Genomic DNA, 23,376 nt, shown 5'->3' on the forward strand with positions numbered 1-23,376 from the left:
ACTATGAACAATATAAAATGGAGGGAAACTACCATGTCTATAAAACTACCGCCGGTCATTGACGCGTTTCTTCAGGCAAAAAATGATCATGATAGTACCGCATTTGTCGCCTGTTTTGCGGATCATGCCGTTGTCCAGGACGAAGGGCGGGAAATGCGAGGTACAGCCGTCATCAAACAATGGATTGAGGATAGCAATGCAAAGTACCAGATTACTGTTACTGCCGAGAAGCTTGCTGAGCGTGACAACGAGACTGTTCTTACCGCCCAAGTCTCCGGTAATTTTGAGGGGAGCCCGGTTTTGCTCGACTATCATTTTACGATCAGCGAAGGTAAAATCGGCCAGTTAAGCATCCGTTTAACAGGCGAGTAATTAGCTTATGAAACATAGACGGAAGGAGTTGACGACCACCGGCATTATCCAGGAAAACATAGGATAGTAAGGAGATAAAAAATGATCACGAACAATCAACTGCTTAAATTAAAATATAGAAGTTCTGAAAATATCGCTAAGGTGCGGGAGGTTTTGCTCAGTATGCAGGGGAAAATTGAATTTCTTCGTGATCTGAAAGTCGAAACGAACATACGTGATGGAGCATCCTCCTATGACATCCTGATGATCGCACAATACAATACCATGGAAGATTTAGAAGCATATATTGTTCATCCTGTACATGCCGAAGTAGCCAAATACATTGCAAGTATGCTGGAAATCAGTGCAGTAGTATGTTATGAATCATAAAACCATCTAGGTATGATCACAAGTCTAAACGGTAGCTAAGTCTGAATGATTTCAGTGATATTGAGGAAACTGTTCATTTGCAGTTAATATATTTATATTGGTCTTACTGTTTCAGATGTTTCTAGGGGCTCTGGGTGATTCTGATTTACGCTGTAAATAGGGACTTTGGTCAATTTATTGACGGATGTTTCGTGGCATGTTATGGAGCATGCTTATGAAGCTGCAAAGCTAGATAATATATGGATTCTTGGTAACCTTAAATGACATGTACTGGAACGGATTAATCGCATGTACTAGAACTAGAAAATGCCTGTGAAGCCAGTAAATTCAAGGGTCAGATTTTTGTTCCACTTCTGACATGCCAGTGGTGCCATGTACATTAAAGTAACAATTAATTTAATTGTTTTAACGGTAAAAATTCAATGTCTTTTACAATTTGAAGAATCTTTTGTCCATGTTCAGTATCAATCTTATGAATAAGATCGTTTTTCCAGGTATCATAGTCGTCAATTTTCCATCCACACTTTTTATACAAAAATAATTGTATCAAATTCTCTAGGGAATCAATATCTATTGCTATTTTTGCATTAATTGTATCTCCTTTTTCATATTCTTTCCATAATTGAGCTAAGTCACAAGTATGAATGTCTTGGGTATTCCTAAATCCAATTTTTTCCCATGCATCTTTTTCATTTTTTATATTAATATGCTGTTTTTGTGGAGTAGGAATATCTCCTGTATACGCTTCTTGTAAGTCATGAATAAATAACATTTTTAATATTTTTTCTTTATCATATTTGTCATTATCTGTATCAATTGCAGGTAAATAAAGTAATGCAATTAAATATGCACCAAAAGTATGCTCTGCAACAGATTCCGGATAATATATTTCACGATGTATCCATCCAGATCTAGGCGTTTCTTTTAAATCGTAAAGTTCTGCAAGCAAATTTCCTGCAAGATATGGTTTACAAAATAATTCTTTTATATAATTAATATAGCGATATAGTAAACCTGTTATTCTAGACTTTGCAAGAATATTATCTATTAATTCTTTAGTTTTTTCTAGAATATGATTCTCTAGCTTACCCTTAACATATCTACTCTTTCCCAGAGATAGTAATGTATATATATCCAATTCAAAACCATTATCAAAAGTGCTGTTATTAAGCTGATTAGTGATTTTGATATATAAATGCGTATATGTTTTATCACATTTTCCTAAATCATCTATATGATATACTAAACTCAATACCTCAATATCTCCATAGTATTGCAAATGAAATCCTCTATTTAAATCATCCCATTGTGGATTTGTTATTAATTTCTCAATATATTCATTAGCTGTATTATTATCACCTAAGTATATTAAACTAATATAAATGGTGCGAATATAAAATATAATTTCATCTCTGGCAATATTATTATTTTGTAATATAATATTCTTTACAGAATTTAAAATATTTAAGGCCCTATGGCGATAATTTCCACCTTCTAATCGACCTGCTATGTATGCAGAACCAATTTTTAAATTAAGTTTTTCTTTTTGATCACAATTTAAACAAGTTAAATCATCATTCAATATTATCTCAATTACATCTAACAAATGTTTTTGGTCAACTGTTTTATCGTTTATAATCTCTTTTATGAATCTATTATATTTATATTTATAAACTTCATTGAATACATTAGTAGTTATTTCTCTATTTTTGTCATACTGTAAATAATTTTCAACAACATGATAAGCAATTAAATAATCATTAACGATTGGATGTAAATCAATAAGCAATTCTTTCCATTTTTGAATATGATTAGTATAAATATTTTTTGTTTTATTGTAAGCTAACGAAGCTAATTCTGATAATAAAGAATGGGAATTTGTAGTATTGTCATATTTTTTTATTTGGTCGCAACAAAATTCATAATATATATCACTTAATTTTATTTTTTCATTCTTTTCTTTTATTTTTTCATATTGAGAAACCAATAAATGAATTGTTAAAATATCTATTTGTGGAAACTTAAAATTATCCATTGCATTTTTTATAAACTTACTAACGGAATTAAAATCATAATTAGAATAGGTTGAAGTATCTAAAAATGACTTAATGAATATATCGAAATTTTCATTCTTTGATGAAATACCTGAAAACGTTATTAAATAACTATCTTCATATATGTTGTTAGGAACATTTCCCCTTGTTCCTATTATTTTTTTTATTCTATCAGAATGTAATAACGAGATAAAATCTCCAATTATTTCTGAATTATATTTGATATATTCATTGTTATCAAAACCGTCAATAATTAATACTATAGATACTTTAGATTTATTTAGATCCATAAATTTTCTGATTCTTTCAATATCTCTTTTTGGATTATTCAAATATTCTTTAAAATAGTAACTAACATCTATATAAATAGGGCATATAATATCTATATAGAACTTAAATTAATCTATTAATTAACAATTTTCCAATCCTTCTGACGCATTTCTTTTGTGCCAACTATATACCAACCTTCATCTTTTGTTGGTGAATCTGTCAATCGTATATATGTTTCTTTATAATTAAAAACAAGACCTTTTTGTTGATATTTATGAGTCAACCAGACCATTAGAAATTGAGGAAACATGATTAAGCACTCTTCCATCTTTGTCATTTCCATAGCGTCAAAATCGAAATAAAAATTAGCATCATGTATCACTTTATGACGTATTTCAAATGCTTTTCTAATAACTTTTTCAATTTCCTGTGACATTGAACTTTGTTTCTGTATTAATAACATAATATATGGCAAGGCATAAACCTTTGTCAGGTGATTGACAGAGGTTCATGCGCTGTAATGGCAAGTTTTGAGCATTATCAAAGAATTCGAAGTGAGTCAATCTGATAAAAACTCCTACTGAATTGTATTAATTTGGCAGGAGTTTTAGCCTGTTAACAGAATGTTGAGATTAGAGAATAAAATGTTATGTATCTGACTCAGCGGAGCCGTCCCCGCGAATGGAGTAAACTTGTAAATAGCAACTTTGTTATAAAAGTTGGTTAGGAGGGGTTAAATTGAAAGAAGTAAAAAAATCAGATTCATATTTGGATGCTCGAATTCCGATAACTAGAAATATGGATCATGCATATTTATTAGAAGTAACTGGACTATGCCCTTTATGTGGTAAGAATTTATTAGCTACAAAAGCAAATAGCAAAACTAAGCTTTATCAAATTGCTCATATTTATCCCAATAGCCCCCTCACAGAACAAATAGAAGAATTATACGGGCTAGAACGTCTAGGGGCTACATGTGAAGATTTTGAAAATAAAATTGCATTATGTAAAGACTGTCATGGTATATATGATGATCATGTGACTAAATCCGAGTATTTAAGTTTGCTGGATGTAAAAAAAAGACTGATGAGTTTGTCTAATGCGAAGGTATCTACTTCATATCAGAGTTTGGAAGATGAAATAATTCTAGTCATAGAAGCTCTTAACACTATAGATGAAAGTACTATACAAAGGTTAAAACTGAAATATAATGGAGTAAAAATAGCAGATAAATTTGAAAGCAATTACATGATTTTAAAAAATAAAATTGAATCATACGCTTGCAATTATTATTATTTCATTAAAGAAACTTTTCAAAACTTAGAAGAAACTGACCAAGTCCATTTCAATATTATTGCAAGTGAAATAAAGACAAGCTTTTTAAAATGCGAAAAAGAATTATCTAATAAAAGTGATATATTTTATTCATTAGTCAGTTGGTTGCAATCGCAAATAAAAGGATCTTCTATAGAAGCTTGTGAAGTTGTAATATCATACTTTGTGCAGAACTGTGAGGTATTTCATGAAATTACCAAATAAATTGTTTTCCTATAAAGAGAGTACAATTAGTAAGTTGCCTGTTATTTTAAGTGAAATAATTGAAAATGAACACATTACAATTTACCAACTATATATGAATGTAATAGGAAAGTTTGATAATATATCTGAGTTTTTAGAGGTACTGGAGTGCTTATACGCTCTTGGAAAAATTGATTATGACAATGAATTAAGGAGAATCAGAAATGCTGTATGAAATTATTTGTGACAAATTCAAGAAAAAACGAATAGAATTTCATGCAGGGCTTAATACTGTTTTGGGAGATAACTTCGGAAGCAATTCGATTGGTAAATCTACTTTTTTAATGATTATTGATTTTGTTTTTGGTGGTAAAGACTATGTTATGGCATCATCTGATATACAGAAAAATGTTGGAAGCCATATAATAAAAATTTGTTTTGTTTTTGATAAAAGGAAATACTACTTTTCGAGAAATACTGACGACTTAGAAATTGTAAATAAGTGCGATGAGAATTATAATATACAATCTGAAACGAGTCTTGACAAGTATTGTAATTTTCTTAAGAATAATTATAAAATTTCATTACATGATATTAGTTTTCGTAATATTGTTGGGCGTTTTTCTAGAATATACGGAAAGGATAATTTAGATGAGAAACGTCCTTTAAATATAGTACCCAATGAAAAAGCCGGTGATCCAACTAATGCATTATTAATGTTATTTGATTTGTACAGTGCTATTGCAGAATTAGACTATTTATTGAAAGGGAAAGAATCGGAATTAAGTGCATCCTGAATCGGTGGCACATTTTTTGCATTAACACTGATAAGCGTTTAAACTGCAAATTAAGAAATACAGTAGTAGTCATGATAGGCATTAATGACATAACTGAGCGTATGTTACGAGGGATCACCCTCAAGAAGGCAAACCTTAACACACCTCATGCGTAGACTGTTTTTTCAGCATGGTACAATCCAAATATAATGATATTGTCTTATACTAACGCCATATAAATTGCTCGAAATGTTTCAAACCATGGACTATCCTTACCAAAATGCAATTCATATCTGCGAGCATGATGAACTAGACGGGCGGCAAATGTAATCATGGTTTGAATGACAGTCTTAATTCTGCGCCGAAACGCTTTCTTTTTTAATGGAGAATGCTCTTGGTTTGCGAGTTGTTGACCAATTATTCGCAGTACATTGTACGCCAACATAGCAAACTTTAAGATTATGTCATTTGTAGCAAATTTGCCAGATGGAAATCGTTCCAAATCCATATCTGTCTTGATTTCGCTGTGAAATTGCTCGCTTGTTCCATGTTCATGGTAGAGCTGAATAATGATTTGCGGCTCATCCGGCAAAGACGTCCAATAGGTATCTACCTCAATATTGGGAACTAAGAGAATTTGCCCATTTTTAAGAATGGTTCTTTCCGTGATACAATAAATGACTCTCACGTTTTGCCCCAATTCTTCCCTATATAATTGGGTCGCCCCCCAGTATACGCGTTTTCCCGGACGGTGGTTTACGCAGATGCCTTCCGCTTTTGCTAGCTCTAACCAGCGTTCACGAGATTCTCTACGCAGATTGCGCTTGATGATGAAATCCGTATTGGTCTCCGGTCTAAGAAAAATAGCCAAATTATCAATACTATCATTACCCGAATCCATACGAATCAGGGTTGGAAGAGATGTTAATTGTTTAGCATACTCAATGCTCTGGCGCAAAAATTGTGGTGTCCCTTTTTGACAATGGTCACTACCAGGGCGAAGCTCTACATGCAAAGCATATCCTTCTAATCCTATATAAGCAAACATGGGCGCATAGCCGTCGAAATCTTTATATGTCCTTGATACCCCTTCTTTTTTAGTTTTTGAGTTATCAAAAGGAGATACATCACAATCAATTGGGATGTATCTCACCTGCTGCACTTGGTTTTCTTCAGTCGTTCTGGAAAGGGTAACCGGGGTAATGCTAACTTGTAAGACTTTGAGTAGAGCAATGGATTCTTCAGCAACAATACTCGACCAAGCCGGTTGGGTAGCTCCTGCATCCAAACGTTGACGCAATGTAGGACTTGAGGGAGCACGGTAGATACGTAGAGCTTGCCGGAAAAACTTGTCTTTTCGGAATTCTTCAATGCAATCAAAATCGCTTTTTCCTTGGCATAACAAACCGATATATGAAATAGCTATATCACCATGCGAAAGCTCAGGAGCTATTACGCCGCTAAGCTGAGTTTTACTCAATCGTTTATATAATTCAGTCTTGGCGAGCAATGCGCCTACTAAAGTCATTCCCGAATAGGTAGTAAGTTCTTCACTTGATTGTTTTAAAAGGTATTTCATTGATACACCTCCAAGGTGAATTACTATTCCCTGATTATATCTCAATACCTTTATAATTCGACGTTTTTCTCTCTTTTCCTATGTCATTTGTATTTCCGTGCCACGGATTAAGGTGCATATAAGAACGCTCAAAAATACAATTATTTATCTTCTATAGGGATAAGACAGTATAAATTAAATGTGAAAGAATTAGACTCTTTAAATATCGATAAAGAACAGATTCCCAAAGCGTTAGATAGCAATCTTTTAGATTTAGATTCTGTAAAAACAGATGAATTACTAAAGTTAAAACATGACCTATCAATTGCAAAACGACATCGTAGCCGAATTTATTCGCAATTGGAAATGATTAATTTAAACATTGATGAAACTATAAATTTAAAAGCAGAGAAATTTGATGACCTATTAGCATTTTTTCCAAACGCAGCAGTTAGAGATTTATCTGAGATTGAAGAATTTCACAAAGAGATTAGTCAGGTATTGAAGTCTGAGCTAAAGAAAAAACAATCCGAATTAAATAAACTACTATCAATTGCACAAAGTCAGGTTGATGATTTAGAAAAACATATTAAGGAAATTGTTCAATGCTCTAGTTTCTCTAAAGTAATATTAATGAAATATTCAAATCTTCAAAAGAGAATTGAACTTCTGGAAAACGAGAATAGATCGTTTGAGAAGTTAGAATCATTAAAGCAATCTAAGAGTGATGCAAAACAGCGGCGAGATAAAATGAAGTTGGAACAGCTACAACAATTACAAACTACCATCAATGCTAAGATGTTAGAAATTAATGATTATATATACTCTGGAAAGAAGAAACCACCTATTATTACGTTCGATGATAATCAATATATATTTCAAACGATAGATGATACTGGTACTGGTACTTCATATAAAAGCATGGTGGTATATGATTTGAGTATATTGGAATTGACACAATTACCGATTTTAATACATGATTCCGTAGTGTTAAAGCAAATATCAGATGTAGCTATTGAAAGAATTTTTTTGAAATATAAAAGCTCTGGTAAACAAATATTTATTTCCTTTGATAAGATTTCTGCATATAGTTTAAATAGCCAAAAAATATTTAAACAAACAAAAGTGTTAGAATTATCTGTGGATGGAGAAGAACTATTTGGACGTTCATGGAACGATCGATAACTTAGAAAAGGGGACGGAGGTATTGTCCTGAAAAAGAATCTAACATCAAATTGATGCTGGTTTTCTATTTTTATCCTCATATCACCTTGACATTACCACAACATACCAATTATAATAAAAACTAATCCTAACAAATAACAATTATCAATTAAATAACGTATGTAAAACCAGCATGAAGCAAATCCTAAATGGTAGCTATAAAAAAGAGGTGATGCTAGTGTCGACGAAGCATGTTAACCACCTAGCGAATGAGAAGAGTCCGTATTTATTGCAGCATGCGCATAATCCGATTGATTGGTATCCGTGGGGAGAAGAAGCGTTTGTGAAGGCTAGAGAAGAGGACAAGCCGATCTTTTTTAGTTGTGGCTATAGTACGTGCCATTGGTGCCATGTTATGGAACGCGAATCTTTTGAGGACTTGGAAGTCGCTGCGTTGTTGAACAATTATTTTGTTGCAGTCAAGGTTGACCGGGAAGAGCGGCCTGATGTGGATCATATTTATATGGCGGTGTGTCAGGCGGTGACCGGGCAGGGTGGTTGGCCGCTGACGATTGTAATGACTCCAGAGAAGAAGCCGTTTTTTGCGGGGACTTATTTGCCGAAGCATGCTATGATGGGCAGACCGGGGCTGCTTGAAGTGTTGTCAATGCTGAAGGAACAGTGGGATCAGAACCGGGACAGGATTGAGGAGATTGGCGAAAAGTTATCTCAATCGTTAAGGCCGCAGACGGTTAAGCCGGAGAAGGGACAGTTGTCGCAGGCTACACTGGAGAAGGCATTTTCTCAGCTTTTACATGATTTTGATCCTGCTTATGGCGGGTTTGGGTCGGCGCCTAAGTTCCCAACACCGCATAATTTATTGTTTTTATTACGCTACTGGCGGCGGTCAGAGGATAAAAAGGCTATTGCTATGGTAGTAAAGACGTTGGATGCCATGAGTCGGGGCGGGATCTATGATCAGCTTGGTTATGGGTTTGCCCGGTATTCAACAGATAATAAATGGCTGGCACCACATTTTGAAAAGATGCTGTATGATAATGCACTGTTGTGTTATGGTTATGTGGAAGCCTACCAGTGTACTGCTGATCCGGATTTTGCCCGTATTGCCGAAGAGATCATTACCTATGTCCTGCGGGATATGACTAACGCCGGCGGCGGGTTTTATTCAGCAGAGGATGCAGATTCAGAAGGCGTTGAAGGCAAGTTCTACGTTTGGTCTCGCCAGGAGATTCTTGCGATATTGGGTCCGGAACTGGGCGAGTTGTTTGCTGAGGTTTACGATGTCACCCTGGCTGGCAATTTTGAAGGGGAAAGCATTATAAATTTGATTAATCACGATTTATATGATTATGCGGCCAAGAACAATCTTGATATTAATGAGCTTGAGTCTCAAATGGCTGCAGCCAGGGAAAAATTGTATCAGGTACGTGAGCAGCGAATCCATCCGTTTAAAGATGACAAGATTTTAACTGCCTGGAATGGTCTGATGGTTGCGGCATTGGCTAAGGCTGCCAGAGTGCTGCAGCGCGAGGATTACACGCAGGCTGCAGAGCGGGCTGTTGAGTTTATCTTTAATAAGCTGACTGCTGCTGACGGGAAACGATTGTTGGCACGGTACCGGGATGGTGATGCGGCTTATAAGGGTTATGTTGATGACTATGCTTTTCTGCTCTGGGGTCTGCTGGAGGTTTATGAAACAACCTTTAATCCAAAGTATTTGCGGCAGGCGATTCATATCAGCCTGGACCTTAAGGAATTGTTCTGGGACAGTTGGGATGGCGGCTTTTATTTTACCGGGCATGATAGTGAAGAACTTTTGCTGCGGCCCAAGGAAATATATGATGGTGCGATGCCTTCGGGTAATTCGGTGGCCGCGTTGGCTTTGCTCAAGCTAGCACGCTTAACAGATAACAATGAATATAATGTGATGGTAGAAAAGATGTTTACATGTTTTAGTGCTGAAGTCACGCATTATCCCCGGGCCTATACTTTCTTTTTGTTGGCGCTTGACTATTACCTGTCAGCACCCAGCCATATTGTTATTGCCGGGGACAAAGAAGACACTGAGGTTCAGGCTATGCTGGCGCTAGCGAGACAGCGGTTTATGCCGGGAACGACTGTTATTTATAATGATCCGGAATACCAAACCGACAATTTGGAATTAATCCCGGTAGCTGCCGGGCAAGTAGCTGTTGGTGGCCGGGCCACCGGCTATATTTGTGAAAATTTTGCTTGTCAACGCCCGGTTCAGACTTTGGAAGAATTTAAGCAATACCTGGAAAAATGATTTACTATAATCGAAAGTTACAAAGGGAAAGGGGCAAATACAAATGATTAGTGTAAAATTACAAAAAGCAATTAATAACCAAATTCAAGCGGAAATGTATTCAGCCAATCTATATTTGGCTATGTCTGGCTACTGTATGTCTAAAGGTCTGAAGGGGTTTGCTAATTGGCTGCGGGTACAGTACCAGGAGGAAACTATGCATGCGCTGAAGTTTGTTGATTATATACTCGCGCGTGGTGGTGAGCTTGAACTTAAGGAAATTGACGCTACGCCGACTGAGTTTGGCAAGCCTGTTGAGGTTTTTGAAAAGGTTTTAGCTCACGAAGAGCATGTTACAAATCTCATTAATAAGCTTCACGAAGTGGCTGTTGAGGAGAAAGATGTTGCTGCTCAAATTTTTGCACAATGGTTTGTGACTGAACAGGTGGAGGAAGAGTCTACTGCCAGTGGAATTCTTGAACAACTTAAAATGGTTGGTGATAAAAGCTCGGGGCTGTTCTATTTGGACAAAGAATTGGCTACCAGAACGTATCAGCCGCCGACAGCTAATGTGTAATTTTAAGAGGTATTTTGTCAGATCGTTTACCATAATTTCGGAAATCCTGTCATAAATGGCAGGATTTTTTTTATGTTTAGAGAATTTCCTTAATTACGCCCAAAAAAATGCGATATATATTATAGTGGTACTTTGCCTACATGTTATAGGGAGGGCTTTCATTGGAAAAATCAACAGTTATTGGTGTAATATTGGGGCTTGTGGCCATTGGTGTCGGTATGGTGCTTAAGGGCGCTAGTCTAACGGCTCTGATAAACCCCGCAGCATTTTTAATTATTATTGCTGGTACAGTGGCTGCGTTACTTAATGCATTCCCAATGGATCAAATTAAGAACTTTCCGGTATTATGCAAAAAATTGATTAAAAAGGATGAGCATATTTCTAAATCTGATTTACTAACCTTGTTTGTCGAATTGTCTCAGGTTGCCAGGCGGGAAGGTATTCTTGCCTTAGAGAGCAGGTTGGAAGAAATTCATGATCCATTTTTGAAAAATGGTATGAGTATGGTTATTGATGGCATGGATGTTGATTTTGTTAGGGATGTACTTGATGCGGATATTGAGGCCATGGAAGAACGCCACCGCTCAGGGGCGCTCATTTTTGCCCAGGCTGGTATGTATGCACCTACGCTCGGTGTATTGGGTGCGGTAATTGGCCTGATTGCGGCTCTTGGCAACCTAAACGATATAGAAGCGTTAGGCCATGCGATTGCTGCCGCTTTCGTGGCAACGTTGCTTGGTATATTTACCGGGTATGTGCTTTGGCATCCATTTGCTAATAAACTTAAGTTAATATCCAAAGATGAAGTGGAATTAAAGCGAATGATGGTTGAAGGCATACTATCGCTGCAAGCCGGTGATTCACCAATGGCTATTGAGTCCAAGCTGCTGGTATTTATTCCGCAGAAGGTCCGGGATTTATTAAAGCCTAAACCGGAGGGTAAATAATGAGTAGAAAGAAAAAAAAAGAGTATCATGAGGAGCATGCGGATGAGACTTGGCTGGTTCCTTACTCTGACATTTTGACATTACTTTTGGCGTTGTTTATTGTACTGTTTGCTTCTGCCCAGGTTGACTCGAAAAAATTTGATCAATTAAGAGCTTCATTCAATGTAGCGTTCAGCGGTAGTCCGGCATTGCTGGACAATCCTAAACCCCCTCAGCCGGAAAAGGGCAGTCAGGCTCCACCGGTACCGTATTTACCGACTGTTATAGATGCGGGTGCGACTAATGAAAAGAAAGCGTATATGCAGGAAACAGCTCAGCTGGTTGAGACGAAGAAGAAACTGGATAAGTATATTGCCGAAAATGGTTTAGGCAATGACTTGGTAACCTTGCTGACTGATGATGGGTTGATGATTCGCATAAAAGATACCGCATTATTTCCATCAGGAAGTGCAACGCTTAGACCGGAATCACGCCGCTTTGGTGAACAGATAGCCAAACTTTTGCAGCCGCTTACACAAAAAGTTACGGTGTCCGGGCATACGGACATTATACCAATAAATACCAGAGAATTTCCTTCTAACTGGGAACTAAGTTCCCAGCGTGGGGTAAATTTCATGAGATTTTTGTTGGCTCAGGATACCGGACTTAAGGCAGAACGGTTTAGTGCTACCGGTTACGGTGAATATCGACCCATTGCCAGCAATAATACGGAAGCAGGCCGGGCGGCTAACCGGCGGGTTGAGATACTTATCCAGCGTAACTACCGGCCATAGAAACTAGTTGATGATTTCAAAGTTGCTTATCTTCAGGAAACTATTGCAACAAGTAAATAATTAGTTTATGCTAAATGAGGCAGTAATATGGCCTCATTTTTAATTTGTTAGACAATTTTTGCTATAATTTTCTTGTCTATAGGGATAAACAACATTATAATGACTTATGTTTGTCCTGGGATATAATATAGGTATTGGATAGACAGGCTATTCAGCGGATAAGGAGAACCAAGACTGTGGTTTTTAAAATGTTTGTCAAGTTTTCTGTAATTGGGCTGTCGGGTGTGGGCGTTAATATGGCCGTATATGTCCCACTAATGGCGATGGGTATAAACTATATGACTGCGGCAGTGGTATCATTTTTGGCGGCTGTTACCAATAATTTTATCTGGAATCTGCTGTGGACTTTTAAAGGCAGGGCGCTTGATAAGAGTTTGCGGCGCAAGTATATTTTATTTGTGGCTTGTAGTATTATTAATTTACTTGTCAATTTGGCAATTTTAAAGGTCTTGGTTGAGCAAGTTGGCATTAATGCGATGGTGGCCCAGCTTATTGCCATTGCTGCGACCGGGGTTCTTAATTTTGCGCTTAATTATGCAATTACGTTTAATGACAGACGTGGCAAGCGCGAGGAGGCAGCAACTACTCATGAAACTTGTAATTATTCCAACTTATAATGAGAAGAATAATATTCGTGAATTATTAGGTCTGATTTATAAGTATGTTCCCGATAGCCACGTTTTGGTGGTTGATGACGGATCACCGGACGGAACGGGTGATTTGATCGAAAACCTTATGGCAAGTGAATACCAGGGGCGTCTATTTATTTTAAAACGTTCAGGCAAGCTAGGCTTGGGTACTGCCTATATTGCTGGTTTTAAATGGGCGTTAGCACGGAAATATGATTTGATTTTTGAAATGGATGCAGATTTTTCGCATAATCCCAGGTATTTGCCTGAATTTTTAACAGCTATTACTGACTGTGATGTTGTTTTGGGCAGCCGTTATGTTGTTGGCGGCGGTGTAACTAACTGGAGTTTGCTCCGTCGTTTTATCAGTCTGGGCGGCAGTTTGTACTCCCGTACTATTCTCAGCTTGCCTTTTCATGATCTTACTGGTGGTTTTAAGTGCTTTCGTCGCAAGGTCCTGGAAACAATTAACCTTGACGATGTTAAGTCAAACGGGTATTCTTTTCAGATAGAGATGACATATCGAGCCTTCTTATTAGGCTTTACCATTAAAGAGGTTCCTATTGTATTTGAAGAGCGGGCAGAAGGTCAGTCTAAGATGTCTTCGTCCATCTTTCGGGAAGCGATATGGATGGTGCTTAAGCTTAGAGCGGCCCAGGCAAGTATGAAAACTGCCCGGATCAAACCGATTAAGCCTTAAAGGAGATTTCTATGCCGATTATATTCTCGCCGTTTAGTGCGGTATGGCTGATTATTATTGCCGGCTTTGTGGTACGTCTGGCGTTAGGTGCAACCATTGGCCTGGGGGTTGATGAGACCTATGTCACAGCCGTTGCCAGGCAGTTAAGCCTAAGCTATTTTGATCATCCGCCGTTACATCTGTGGATAATTTGGTTGACAACATATGTAACTGGCAGTGAAAATCCAGTGATTTTGCGCTTGCCGTTTATTTTATTGTTTGCGGGGACGACTTGGTTTTCGTACCGGCTTACTGCCAGACTGTTTAGTGAATGGGCTGGTGTGTGGGCAGCGCTGCTGCTTACTGTGTCAGCTGTGTTTGGTTTGACTGGCGGTGGTTGGTTATTACCTGATGGTCCGCTGATGTTTTGCCTGATGGTTGTAGTTTATTTACTCAGTAAGCTGTTTTTCCCGCCGGACCGCGGTCAATCGTTAGCTTTGTGGCTGATTGCCGGGGTGTTTTTAGGGCTGGGGCTTTTGAGTAAATATCATGCGGTGCTGTTAGTCTTTGGTTTGTTTATTTACTTAATCACCAGCCGGGATCGTCGCTGGGTCCTGGCAATACCAGGGCCGTATCTGGCTGTTTGTATTGCTGTTGCCGTTTTTTCTCCTGTGTTGATTTGGAATGCTCAGCATGACTGGGTTTCTTTTGTGTTTCAAGGCAGCCGTGGGGCAGTTAGCGGGTTTTATCCAGGCAAGATGCTTGCTAATATTGTAGGACAGGCAGTGTGGGTACTGCCGTGGATTTGGCTGCCACTTATCTGGCAGTTTGTCAAAGGAATTAGCCGTGGTCCTGCCAGGTCGAGGTTTAGTGGGTTGCAGGATAAACGCTGGTTTTTGTGTTGCCTGGCTTCAGGGCCGATCCTATTATTTACTATTGCACCTATATGGGGAGCACAGGGGCTTTTCCATTGGCAGGCACCAGGATATTTATTGGTGTTTCCGCTCTTGGGTCAAGCTGTTGCCGGCTGGCTTCAGTTTGGTCGTCGCTTAGTGCGTAGTTGGCTGATTTTTTCCGTTACTGTTTTTGTTGTTATTGCTGTTGTTTTGGGGAGTCATACGGCTAATGGCTGGCTGAAGACGGCAAAACCAGACTGGTTTACTCAGGGTGATCCTTCCTGGGAGGCGCTTAATTGGGCAAGTTTGCCGGAAAGTCTGGCAGAACGCGGCTTTTTGGACAGTTCACTTACGGTAGAGTTTCTTATCGCAAGACATTGGATTGATGCGGGTAAGATTGATTACGTTATGGGTGGTACGCTGCCACTCTTATGTCTGACAAATGAACCGCATCACTTTGCCTTTATGCATAATCCTGCTGATTTCTCTGGTAAGAATGCCTTGATTATTGGCCGGCAGAATATGGCTGATGTCGCCAAAGAGCTGGCTCCGTACTTTGAGACGATAGAGTTTAAGGGTAATGTTCCTATTTACCGACAGGGGCAGCCTCAATTTGATGTAGCAATTTTTTATGGACAGAATTTTAAAGGACAGTATCCTTTACCATATGGCTTTAGCGGCAATAAGTAATGGAGGTACTTATTTTGAAAGAGAATGCTATGGTTTCCGGCCGCAACAGCCTTTTGTTTCAAAACATGAGGTTTGCGGCTATTGTTGGCCTGGTTATGATTTTGATTGCTCTTACGGTTAACCAAAGCGGCATGAATGAGATTTTAATTGTCGCTAACTTATTTAGCGGTATTGGCAATGATGTATTTTTGGCTTTTAGTAATGGGATTTTGTTTTGGGTGGCCTATAAAAAGAAGTGTAAAAGCCTTTTTTATCTGGTGGTCAAAGTGGATGCTGCAGTATGGTTGATTGTTCATTCGCTCAAATATGTTGATTTAGGTGAATGGTCTTTGCGTCCTAATGGTATTCCAAGTGGCTTTCCCAGTGGGCATACTACCCACGCGTTTGCCATGGCATTTTTGTTATCTGTGTTTTATCCGCGGCTGGCCTGGCTGTGGTATGGCTGCGCAGTAGTTATTTCCTGGTCACGGATCGAAACAAGTTCTCATACGGGTTTGCAAGTAACAGCTGGCGTTATTTTTGGTATAGGTTTGGCTTGGTTTGCGGTAAATAATTGGCTTAAGCGGCATGATTCATTTATCTTACCAGAAAGGACAATGCCATGAGAATACTAGATAAGTACATTATTACTGAGTTGATGTGGCCGTTCATTTTTGGTGTTTGCGCATTTTCCAGTATGTTTATCGGTGGCGGTACAATGTATCGAATTGCGCAGTATATTAGTAAATTTGGTGCATCAACGGCTGTTGTTGCTAAGTTGTTTATCTACAGTTTGCCTGGGGTTATTGTGCTGACATTTCCCATGTCTACCTTGCTGGCAACGCTACTATGTTATGGCAGGCTGTCTGCTTCGTCGGAGCTTATTGCGATGCGGGCAGCGGGACTGAGCTTTTACCGGCTGACGGCGCCTGTTTTAATTACAGCATTCTTTATTAGCACGTTTGCGGTAGTCTTTAATGAAACTGTGGTTCCTGCAGCTACTGAGGCTTATAATGCAACTATCAGTACTGAGATTAAAGGCAATACCCGTCCCAAAAGTCAGGAACATATGGTGATATTGGAAAAATCCAAGGATGGTATTGGGCGTCTGACTTATGCCCGCCGCTACGATGAAACTAGCGCGGTTATGCAACAGGTAACTGTTCAGGAATTTGAAAATAACCGTCCAGTGCGTATCGAGACTGCTGATACAGCAGTTCGCTATGATGGGGGTATGGCTCTTACAAATGGCGCTATCCAGGATATTGTATCATCTGATAGTACGAGGACCATGTTTTTCAACCAGCAGTATCTTCCTGTTGAAAATAAAACTGTTAAGGTATCTGAGCAAAAACGCAGCGAAGAAATGACAATCCGCGAACTAAAACGCGCTGCCGCCAAGCTGCCTGATGGTGAACGCCAAAAAAATGTTTATTTGGTAGAATTGAATAAACGGGTTGCTATTCCGTCAGCTTGTCTGTTTTTTGCTCTCGTTGGCGCACCACTGGCATTAAGTTCGCCGCGGACCAGTTCGTCCAGCGGGCTGGGTTATAGTATTATTATCATTTTTTTGTATTATATTGTTATGACTATCGGTACAACTATGGGGCAAAATGGTGTTCTACCGGCGATGCTTGCCGCATGGCTGCCTAATATTGCGGCACTTGTGCCAGGCTTATATCTGCTGCGCCGCGCTGCTGCGTAGTGTGGGCGATGAGCTGAGGCTATAGTAACAGAATAGTAAGCAAGGTGGGATTACCACGCTATGTTTGCACTGACTAGAGGGAGATGGATGTCTCTCTCGTCAGTGGCGCATGGTTGTGAGGTAGTCTCACTTTTTCTATTTGGTTTTTTAAAAAATTGGTATATAATTATAGTTGTAATTTTGTGGCAGGTGATGACATGGTTATTGGTATTGGTATTGATATTATTGAGATAAAGCGGATCAAGGCGGCTATTGCCCGCGATTCATTTATAAAACGAGTATTTACGGCTGATGAAGCGGCTTATTGCTTTAGCCGTGGTGTACAGCAGGCGGCTTCGTTTGCTGCACGATTTGCGGCTAAAGAAGCAGTAGCCAAAGCACTTGGCTGTGGTTTGGCCGGCGGGAGTATCCGGGATATTGAAGTTACCATCGGAGATGGGGGTAAGCCGGGGATTATTTTACATGGTAGTTTTGCTGTATTAGCTGCCGGGCTAGGTGTTACCGGCTTACATATTTCGTTGACACATGCCCGGGAATATGCGGCCGCACAGGCGGTTTTAGAAGGAGGAAAAAGAAATGAAAGCAGCAACAGCGGCGGAAATGCGGGAGATTGACCGGATTGCAATTAGCGACTATGGTATTCCGGGAACGGTATTAATGGAGAATGCCGGAGTGGCGGTTGTACGATATTTGGAGTCAATTATGGAAGTATTGTCAGAACGAAAGTTTTGTATTTTTGCGGGAAAAGGAAATAATGGTGGTGACGGCTATGTTATTGCCAGGCACCTTGTCAATCAAGGTGCGAAAGTAAAGGTTTTTTTGCTTGGTGAAAAGGCGTCGGTAAGTGGCGATGCCCGCATCAATCTTGACATAATTGATAAGATGAATATTGATATTATTGAGATTGCAAGTGAGCGCGACTGGGATAAGGTTAGAGTAGCGGCCACTTTTGCGGATTGTTTAGTAGATGCACTATTAGGCACAGGGTTTCGTGGTGAAGTTGTCGGAGACATGGCCAGGGTTATTGATAGTATTAATGCTGCCGGGAAATTGGTTGTCGCTGTTGATATTCCTTCTGGTGTAGAGGCTGATACTGGCCGGATTTGTGGAAAAGCAGTGTGGGCCGCCCATACTGTAACTTTCTGTCTGCCGAAACCAGGGCTGTTTTTATATCCCGGAGCAGAGTTTGCCGGCGAACTGATGGTAGCTAATATTGGCATTCCCACAGCGGTTGTGACTAGGCAACAAATTAAACAAAACATACTAATGGCCGGTGCTATCCGTACAATACTGCCGCAGCGCAGCCCAGATGCGCATAAGGGGATAAACGGGCGGTTAGCCGTAGTGGCTGGTTCACGCGGTTTAAGCGGGGCAGCAGCCATGACAGCTGAGGCTGCTCTCAGAGCAGGAGCGGGGCTGATTACACTGGCTACTCCTGCCAGTATTCAAAATGTAGTAGCTGTGAAGTTGACTGAAGTCATGACGACGGCACTTTCCGAAACTGCAACCGGCGGTATGAGCCAGGACGCTGTGGCCGAAATTGCCGCGCTGGCGTCGAAGAATGATGTGTTGGCAATTGGTCCCGGAATTGGCCGTCACGAAGCGACAGTGGCAGCGGTGCGAGCCGCGATTACTACAGTGGAGTGTCCCTTGGTTATTGATGCTGATGCTTTATATGCTTTGGCTGGCTATACAGATTTGCTAACTGAGTGTACGGCGTTGCCGGTATTGACGCCACACCCCGGAGAAATGGGGTTATTGACAGGACTTTCGCCGCAGGAGGTAAATTCTGATCGTGTAACGATAGCCCGGCAAGCGGCCGGAGAATGGGGCAGCATTGTTGTTTTAAAAGGAGCACATACAGTTGTTGCATTTCCTGATGGTGAAGTATATATTAATACTACAGGCAATGTCGGTATGGCTACTGGCGGTACTGGTGATGCGCTTACTGGTATTATTGCGGCGATGATTGCTCAGGGTATGTCAAGCCATGACGCCGCTGTAGCCGGCGTTTATATTCATGGTTTGGCCGGAGATATTGCGGCGCAGGCTGGGATGGTGGGAATGGCGGCAACCGATTTGATTAAAGCTGTGCCGGCGGCATTGTATGGCATAAAGAGCTGCTAAAGTATATAAAAAAGTTGACACTGGTATAGCGGTGCTTATATAATAATATTATCTTTTAATATGCTCCATACTGGCGGGGGTGATGGTGTGGCCGAATTACGGCGAATTATGATAAGTATTCCAAATGCATTGTTACAGGAAGTTGATGGCATAATAGCTATGGACAAATTAAGCAGAAGTCAGTTTGTCCGGGATGCCATGCGTCTTTATATTGAAGACCGCAAGCGAAAAGCCGTACGTGATATGATGAAAAAAGGTTATCAGGAAATGGCAGTCATTAACCTGACATTAGCAGAGGAAGGCTTATTGGCAGATGTTGACACGTTTGAGCTAATGCCTGGCCTACTGGCGGAGCGTGAATAAGCATGATTGTCAAACGTGGGGATATCTATTATGCTAATCTTAGTCCGGTGGTAGGCTCAGAGCAGGGTGGCCACAGACCGGTATTGGTTATACAGAATGATGTTGGTAATAAATACAGCCCAACAGTAATTGTCGCAGCCATTACTTCGCAGATTTCTAAAGCGAAGTTGCCCACCCATGTTGAAGTAAACGCCAAACAATATAATCTTGAAAAAGACTCTGTTGTATTATTAGAACAGCTGCGTACGATTGATAAGCGGCGTCTGCGGGATAAGGTAACTCATTTAAGTGAAGAAATCATGAATAAAGTGGACGAGGCAGTACGGATAAGCATTGGCTTGGTTCAACTTTGACTGGGGGATAGGCGGGCGACTGCCTATTTTTAGTTTAGCCTGCTACTTATAAGCACCCATCTGCGTCGTTGCTCCTCAAAATGCTTGCTTGCGTACACACCCAGTACGCGGCGCTGCGCGTTTTTCCGGTGCGCCTAGCATCTGGGCACTTCTAAGTAGCAGGGGAGACTTAGAAGAGAATAGTTACATATCGGGGGAGAGAGAAAATGAACATCATTCGCAAGTGGTCATGCCTGGTTCTGGTTGTGACCGTTTTTTCACTGGTCTTTATGAGCGGGTGCAGCGGTGGTACTAGTAAAGATGTACAGTCTGGCAGTAATGCCCTGGTGGCAGCAAGCGCGCCGCTTACCATTCAGGTACTAGATGTTGGGCAGGGAGATGCTATTCTTATTCGTGCTAAGGATCAGGTAGTACTTGTTGATACAGGTGATGTCCCGGCTAGAGATAAACTTGTTAGTATGCTGAAAAGCCAGGGGATTACTACGATCGACAAATTGATTATTACCCATCCACATGCTGATCATATTGGTGGTGCAGTAGCCGTATTTCAGCAATTCATGGTTAAGCAAATATATGATAGCGGCCAGAAAAGCACATCAAACTTATACAAACAATATTTAACCCAGATTCAAAAAAAGGGTATTCCTTTTACGGTAGTTAGTGCCGGTATGACAATTGATTTGGGAAATGAGATACTGCTTAAGGTGTTGGCGCCTGAGGCCCCCTTTATTGGTGGTAGTGAGCCTGATTTGAATAATAACTCCATTGTGGCTAAACTGGTGTATCGTAATTTCTCCCTATTACTGACTGGCGATGCCGAAAGTGAAGCGGAAGAGCGTATGCTCAAAAAAGATGCCTCTGCGCTAAAAAGCACACTGTTAAAGAGTGGTCATCATGGCAGCCGGTCATCTTCTTCGGTGGCCTTTTTGCAGGCTGTAACGCCAGAAGCAGCATTTATTTCAGTCGGTGCCAACAATGACTATCATCACCCGCATCCATCTACGTTAAAGAAATACAAAGATAAAAAAATCGATGTATATCGTACGGATACTGATGGCACGCTAACGGTTGTCAGTGATGGAAAAGCGTACACAATTACGAAGGAGCGCTAGACATGAAGCTTAGAGCGGTAATTGATCGTTTTGAGGGGAGTAAGGCAGTGCTTTTGGCTGGAGAGCAGGAGATCAGTGTGAATTGGCCTAGCCAGCTATTGCCGGCAGCTAAAGAGGGAGATGTCCTGGCGATAGAGATAACTGTTGATGTTGAGGCTACAAAGCAGGCCCAGGCCGAAGTGGATGAACTTTTTGAACAGATTACTCGACAGAATCAGGGGAATGGCAGTCAATAACTGTAATATTCTACAAATGTAGAGCATAAATTTTATTTTAATAGATTTGGGACTGCAGTCCTGCAGGAATTTTGACAATTAACACGAATTCTATAAAGACACTTCGCGGTTTGGAGGTGCCTTTATTGCGAAAAATAGTGTTATTGTTGATGCTTACCCTGCTTGTTACTTCATGGACAGGTCTATATGTTGCTTCGGCTGCAATAGCGCCTGGGCAGGACGGTTTAAAACTTAGCAAAGTTCGCTGGGCTAATCATACGGAAGCTATTACCGGCGTTGCTAAGTTGCGGCTGGTTATGGATGTGTCCGGCCCTGTTAAGGCCAGTGGTGTAGTTATTAACGCGCCTACGCCTCGTCTGGTTGTGACCGTTAAAGGGACAACCCCGGGAACAGATGTTACAGACCTTTCTTTTGACGGAAAAGTTGTCGAGAAGGTCAGCTTTGATGTTAGTGGTAAGGATACCACGGTGACTTTTGATTTGCCGCTGAAGGTTGAAGCGGGCGATTACAAGGTATTTACGTTGCCTAGTGATGCGAAAGCAAATCGACCGTTCCGGGTGGTTGTGGATATCAATAAGCCCCTTGGGCTGCCTGATTTTTCTTTTACGGCAGGACTTAAGGATAAAGTAATTGTACTTGATCCCGGCCATGGTGGCAGTGATCCGGGAGCTATTGGTCCTACTCGATATCAGGAAAAAACGGTGACTTTGGCGGTGGCCAAAAATGTACAGGATTTATTGGAAGAAGCAGGAGCCAAGGTTATTATGACGCGCCAGGATGACTGTGATGTTTTTGGTCCGGGAGCAACTGATGTTGAGGAGCTTAATGCCCGTTCTTCGGTAGGTAACAATCGTAAGGCTGATATATTTTTAAGTATTCATGCCGATTCTTTCACTAATCCTGCTGCAGGTGGAACGACAACGTATTATTATCAAAAAACGCTGTATGATTCCATGCTGGCCCAGGCGTTGCAAACAAGTCTGATTGAAGCTGGGGATTTGCAGGATCGCGGGGCCAGAACAGCTAACTTTTATGTGATTAAGCGGACTCAGATGCCGGCAGCACTTGTGGAGCTGGCCTTTATTTCTAATCCAAATGAAGAAAAACTTTTAAGCTTACCCGGGTTTCAACAGAAAATGTCTCTAGGAATAGTACGGGGGCTGGAACGGTTTTTTGACCAGGCTGCCAAGCTAAACTAAAGAGGTGGGTATGATGAAAACGATTAGAATGTTGTTAATGGCTACGCTGATGGCCTTAGTGTTTTTGATTGCAGGGTGTGATAATCCTGCTCCCGGCAGTCAACTGACACCGGCAACTCCCGATAATAAGTTGGCTGAACAATCGCAACCAGCCGGTAATGCTGCTGCTGAGCCGGAGTCGACAATGCAGCTTGTTGTTTACCATGCTACTAAAGATGCGATGTATCTTGTACCGGAAACACACAAGGTACCTGTCAACAGTCATCCGGCCCGTACAGCGATTGAACTGTTACAGGCGGGGCCAAAAAATCCTGAGTTGGTTGGCGTTATGCCGGCGGGAACCCAAATAAAAAACATAACTGTTAAAGAGCATATTGCTTATGCGGATTTTAATGACAAATTAGTCAAGAAAAATGATGGTGGTTCTGCCAGCGAAATATTGTTGGTAGGTGCTATCGTGAATACTCTTACTGAGTTTCCGGATATTCAACAGGTACAGATTCTGGTTAACGGCAAAAAAATTGAGACCATTTCCGGTCATATGGATACAAGTGAACCGCTGAGCCGTTCAGAAAAAATTATTAAAAAATAGTAAAAAACAGCAGTGCTTCGCAGCAGAAGACTGCTGTTTTTGGTATTGACAGGGATAATCCTAGTTAGCATACAACTTTTTTTCGCGGTGT

At 40.4% G+C, this 23,376-nt stretch carries 26 protein-coding genes; 23 read left to right on the top strand and 3 right to left on the bottom strand.

Annotated features, from left to right (window positions below; genetic code table 11):
- Positions 1 to 33: 33 nt before the first annotated feature.
- Positions 34 to 372 (top strand): nuclear transport factor 2 family protein, encoded by a 339-nt coding sequence (locus AC1ECB_RS01295; protein WP_485667122.1) that lies wholly within the window; start codon positions 34 to 36, stop codon positions 370 to 372.
- A gap of 81 nt (positions 373 to 453) precedes the next feature.
- Positions 454 to 741: a Dabb family protein gene (locus tag AC1ECB_RS01300; protein ID WP_485667123.1), complete on the top strand. Its 288-nt coding sequence runs from the start codon at positions 454 to 456 to the stop codon at positions 739 to 741.
- Between the two features lie 391 nt (positions 742 to 1,132).
- On the opposite strand, the gene AC1ECB_RS01305 is transcribed toward AC1ECB_RS01300, so the two are convergent.
- Complete coding sequence (locus AC1ECB_RS01305; RefSeq protein WP_485667124.1) at positions 1,133 to 3,085, bottom strand: HD domain-containing protein; 1,953 nt, start codon at positions 3,083 to 3,085, stop codon at positions 1,133 to 1,135.
- A gap of 116 nt (positions 3,086 to 3,201) precedes the next feature.
- Positions 3,202 to 3,501, bottom strand: a complete 300-nt coding sequence (locus AC1ECB_RS01310) for a hypothetical protein (RefSeq protein WP_485667125.1) — start codon at positions 3,499 to 3,501, stop codon at positions 3,202 to 3,204.
- A gap of 302 nt (positions 3,502 to 3,803) precedes the next feature.
- On the opposite strand from AC1ECB_RS01310, the gene AC1ECB_RS01315 reads away from it, so the two are divergent.
- Genes AC1ECB_RS01315 through AC1ECB_RS01325 form a run of 3 tightly spaced genes read left to right on the top strand, consistent with a single transcriptional unit; the run spans position 3,804 to position 5,380 of the window.
- A complete protein-coding gene (locus tag AC1ECB_RS01315) occupies positions 3,804 to 4,604 on the top strand; it encodes an ABC-three component system protein (RefSeq protein WP_485667126.1) in 801 nt (266 codons plus the stop codon).
- Positions 4,588 to 4,818 carry an ABC-three component system middle component 7 gene (locus tag AC1ECB_RS01320; RefSeq protein WP_485667127.1) on the top strand — a complete coding sequence of 77 codons (231 nt, stop codon included), beginning with the start codon at positions 4,588 to 4,590 and terminating at the stop codon, positions 4,816 to 4,818. The genes AC1ECB_RS01315 and AC1ECB_RS01320 overlap by 17 nt, the downstream gene beginning before the upstream one ends.
- The gene (locus AC1ECB_RS01325) at positions 4,808 to 5,380 is read left to right on the top strand and encodes a hypothetical protein (protein WP_485667128.1); all 573 of its coding nucleotides are present in this window, start codon (positions 4,808 to 4,810) and stop codon (positions 5,378 to 5,380) included. Before AC1ECB_RS01320 ends, AC1ECB_RS01325 begins: the two co-directional genes overlap by 11 nt.
- 199 nt (positions 5,381 to 5,579) lie before the next feature.
- On the opposite strand, the gene AC1ECB_RS01330 is transcribed toward AC1ECB_RS01325, so the two are convergent.
- On the bottom strand, positions 5,580 to 6,938 hold the full coding sequence (locus AC1ECB_RS01330; RefSeq protein WP_485666752.1) for an IS1380 family transposase: 1,359 nt from the start codon (positions 6,936 to 6,938) through the stop codon (positions 5,580 to 5,582).
- Between the two features lie 180 nt (positions 6,939 to 7,118).
- Between AC1ECB_RS01330 and AC1ECB_RS01335 the strand changes: the two genes are divergently transcribed.
- The 18 genes from AC1ECB_RS01335 to AC1ECB_RS01420 all read left to right on the top strand — a co-directional run bounded on the left by AC1ECB_RS01335 (position 7,119) and on the right by AC1ECB_RS01420 (position 23,285).
- A complete protein-coding gene (locus AC1ECB_RS01335) occupies positions 7,119 to 8,102 on the top strand; it encodes a DUF2326 domain-containing protein (protein WP_485667129.1) in 984 nt (327 codons plus the stop codon).
- Positions 8,103 to 8,319: 217 nt separating this feature from the next.
- Positions 8,320 to 10,389 (top strand): thioredoxin domain-containing protein, encoded by a 2,070-nt coding sequence (locus AC1ECB_RS01340; protein WP_485667130.1) that lies wholly within the window; start codon positions 8,320 to 8,322, stop codon positions 10,387 to 10,389.
- A gap of 43 nt (positions 10,390 to 10,432) precedes the next feature.
- Positions 10,433 to 10,945, top strand: a complete 513-nt coding sequence (locus AC1ECB_RS01345) for a ferritin (protein ID WP_485667131.1) — start codon at positions 10,433 to 10,435, stop codon at positions 10,943 to 10,945.
- Between the two features lie 161 nt (positions 10,946 to 11,106).
- Positions 11,107 to 11,892, top strand: a complete 786-nt coding sequence (motA, locus tag AC1ECB_RS01350) for a flagellar motor stator protein MotA (RefSeq protein WP_485667132.1) — start codon at positions 11,107 to 11,109, stop codon at positions 11,890 to 11,892.
- On the top strand, positions 11,892 to 12,665 hold the full coding sequence (locus tag AC1ECB_RS01355; protein WP_485667133.1) for a flagellar motor protein MotB: 774 nt from the start codon (positions 11,892 to 11,894) through the stop codon (positions 12,663 to 12,665). Before motA ends, AC1ECB_RS01355 begins: the two co-directional genes overlap by 1 nt.
- Positions 12,666 to 12,901: 236 nt before the next feature.
- Positions 12,902 to 13,342 carry a GtrA family protein gene (locus AC1ECB_RS01360; RefSeq protein ID WP_485667134.1) on the top strand — a complete coding sequence of 147 codons (441 nt, stop codon included), beginning with the start codon at positions 12,902 to 12,904 and terminating at the stop codon, positions 13,340 to 13,342.
- Positions 13,314 to 14,054 (top strand): polyprenol monophosphomannose synthase, encoded by a 741-nt coding sequence (locus AC1ECB_RS01365; RefSeq protein WP_485667135.1) that lies wholly within the window; start codon positions 13,314 to 13,316, stop codon positions 14,052 to 14,054. The genes AC1ECB_RS01360 and AC1ECB_RS01365 overlap by 29 nt, the downstream gene beginning before the upstream one ends.
- 11 nt (positions 14,055 to 14,065) lie before the next feature.
- The gene (locus tag AC1ECB_RS01370; protein WP_485667136.1) at positions 14,066 to 15,619 is read left to right on the top strand and encodes a glycosyltransferase family 39 protein; all 1,554 of its coding nucleotides are present in this window, start codon (positions 14,066 to 14,068) and stop codon (positions 15,617 to 15,619) included.
- Between the two features lie 14 nt (positions 15,620 to 15,633).
- Positions 15,634 to 16,224, top strand: a complete 591-nt coding sequence (locus tag AC1ECB_RS01375; RefSeq protein WP_485667137.1) for a phosphatase PAP2 family protein — start codon at positions 15,634 to 15,636, stop codon at positions 16,222 to 16,224.
- Entirely contained in the window at positions 16,221 to 17,303 is a 1,083-nt protein-coding gene (locus AC1ECB_RS01380) for an LptF/LptG family permease (protein WP_485667138.1), read from the top strand. Before AC1ECB_RS01375 ends, AC1ECB_RS01380 begins: the two co-directional genes overlap by 4 nt.
- Before the next feature lie 197 nt (positions 17,304 to 17,500).
- Complete coding sequence (gene acpS, locus AC1ECB_RS01385; protein ID WP_021166791.1) at positions 17,501 to 17,917, top strand: holo-ACP synthase; 417 nt, start codon at positions 17,501 to 17,503, stop codon at positions 17,915 to 17,917.
- Entirely contained in the window at positions 17,880 to 19,430 is a 1,551-nt protein-coding gene (locus AC1ECB_RS01390) for an NAD(P)H-hydrate dehydratase (RefSeq protein WP_485667139.1), read from the top strand. Before acpS ends, AC1ECB_RS01390 begins: the two co-directional genes overlap by 38 nt.
- An 87-nt stretch (positions 19,431 to 19,517) precedes the next feature.
- Positions 19,518 to 19,793, top strand: a complete 276-nt coding sequence (locus AC1ECB_RS01395; RefSeq protein ID WP_021166793.1) for a CopG family ribbon-helix-helix protein — start codon at positions 19,518 to 19,520, stop codon at positions 19,791 to 19,793.
- A gap of 2 nt (positions 19,794 to 19,795) precedes the next feature.
- Complete coding sequence (locus AC1ECB_RS01400) at positions 19,796 to 20,146, top strand: type II toxin-antitoxin system PemK/MazF family toxin (protein WP_021166794.1); 351 nt, start codon at positions 19,796 to 19,798, stop codon at positions 20,144 to 20,146.
- Between the two features lie 206 nt (positions 20,147 to 20,352).
- Positions 20,353 to 21,258 carry a ComEC/Rec2 family competence protein gene (locus AC1ECB_RS01405; protein WP_485667140.1) on the top strand — a complete coding sequence of 302 codons (906 nt, stop codon included), beginning with the start codon at positions 20,353 to 20,355 and terminating at the stop codon, positions 21,256 to 21,258.
- Positions 21,259 to 21,260: 2 nt separating this feature from the next.
- Entirely contained in the window at positions 21,261 to 21,494 is a 234-nt protein-coding gene (locus AC1ECB_RS01410) for a DUF3006 domain-containing protein (protein ID WP_485667141.1), read from the top strand.
- Positions 21,495 to 21,619: 125 nt separating this feature from the next.
- Positions 21,620 to 22,693 (top strand): N-acetylmuramoyl-L-alanine amidase family protein, encoded by a 1,074-nt coding sequence (locus AC1ECB_RS01415; protein ID WP_485667142.1) that lies wholly within the window; start codon positions 21,620 to 21,622, stop codon positions 22,691 to 22,693.
- A gap of 10 nt (positions 22,694 to 22,703) precedes the next feature.
- Complete coding sequence (locus tag AC1ECB_RS01420; RefSeq protein WP_485667143.1) at positions 22,704 to 23,285, top strand: GerMN domain-containing protein; 582 nt, start codon at positions 22,704 to 22,706, stop codon at positions 23,283 to 23,285.
- Positions 23,286 to 23,376: the final 91 nt, after the last annotated feature.

Source organism: Sporomusa sp. 246TCP1, assembly GCF_057319775.1.

What these genes read in the sequence shown, in the direction of transcription:
- AC1ECB_RS01295 (WP_485667122.1), top strand. Translation starts at nt 34, where the DNA reads ATGTCTATAAAACTACCGCCGGTCATTGACGCGTTTCTTCAGGCAAAA.
- AC1ECB_RS01300 (WP_485667123.1), top strand. Translation starts at nt 454, where the DNA reads ATGATCACGAACAATCAACTGCTTAAATTAAAATATAGAAGTTCTGAA.
- AC1ECB_RS01305 (WP_485667124.1), bottom strand. Translation starts at nt 3,085, where the DNA reads ATGGATCTAAATAAATCTAAAGTATCTATAGTATTAATTATTGACGGT.
- AC1ECB_RS01310 (WP_485667125.1), bottom strand. Translation starts at nt 3,501, where the DNA reads ATGTCACAGGAAATTGAAAAAGTTATTAGAAAAGCATTTGAAATACGT.
- AC1ECB_RS01320 (WP_485667127.1), top strand. Translation starts at nt 4,588, where the DNA reads ATGAAATTACCAAATAAATTGTTTTCCTATAAAGAGAGTACAATTAGT.
- AC1ECB_RS01325 (WP_485667128.1), top strand. Translation starts at nt 4,808, where the DNA reads ATGCTGTATGAAATTATTTGTGACAAATTCAAGAAAAAACGAATAGAA.
- AC1ECB_RS01330 (WP_485666752.1), bottom strand. Translation starts at nt 6,938, where the DNA reads ATGAAATACCTTTTAAAACAATCAAGTGAAGAACTTACTACCTATTCG.
- AC1ECB_RS01345 (WP_485667131.1), top strand. Translation starts at nt 10,433, where the DNA reads ATGATTAGTGTAAAATTACAAAAAGCAATTAATAACCAAATTCAAGCG.
- AC1ECB_RS01355 (WP_485667133.1), top strand. Translation starts at nt 11,892, where the DNA reads ATGAGTAGAAAGAAAAAAAAAGAGTATCATGAGGAGCATGCGGATGAG.
- AC1ECB_RS01365 (WP_485667135.1), top strand. Translation starts at nt 13,314, where the DNA reads ATGAAACTTGTAATTATTCCAACTTATAATGAGAAGAATAATATTCGT.
- AC1ECB_RS01370 (WP_485667136.1), top strand. Translation starts at nt 14,066, where the DNA reads ATGCCGATTATATTCTCGCCGTTTAGTGCGGTATGGCTGATTATTATT.
- AC1ECB_RS01380 (WP_485667138.1), top strand. Translation starts at nt 16,221, where the DNA reads ATGAGAATACTAGATAAGTACATTATTACTGAGTTGATGTGGCCGTTC.
- acpS (WP_021166791.1), top strand. Translation starts at nt 17,501, where the DNA reads ATGGTTATTGGTATTGGTATTGATATTATTGAGATAAAGCGGATCAAG.
- AC1ECB_RS01390 (WP_485667139.1), top strand. Translation starts at nt 17,880, where the DNA reads ATGAAAGCAGCAACAGCGGCGGAAATGCGGGAGATTGACCGGATTGCA.
- AC1ECB_RS01400 (WP_021166794.1), top strand. Translation starts at nt 19,796, where the DNA reads ATGATTGTCAAACGTGGGGATATCTATTATGCTAATCTTAGTCCGGTG.
- AC1ECB_RS01405 (WP_485667140.1), top strand. Translation starts at nt 20,353, where the DNA reads ATGAACATCATTCGCAAGTGGTCATGCCTGGTTCTGGTTGTGACCGTT.
- AC1ECB_RS01410 (WP_485667141.1), top strand. Translation starts at nt 21,261, where the DNA reads ATGAAGCTTAGAGCGGTAATTGATCGTTTTGAGGGGAGTAAGGCAGTG.
- AC1ECB_RS01420 (WP_485667143.1), top strand. Translation starts at nt 22,704, where the DNA reads ATGATGAAAACGATTAGAATGTTGTTAATGGCTACGCTGATGGCCTTA.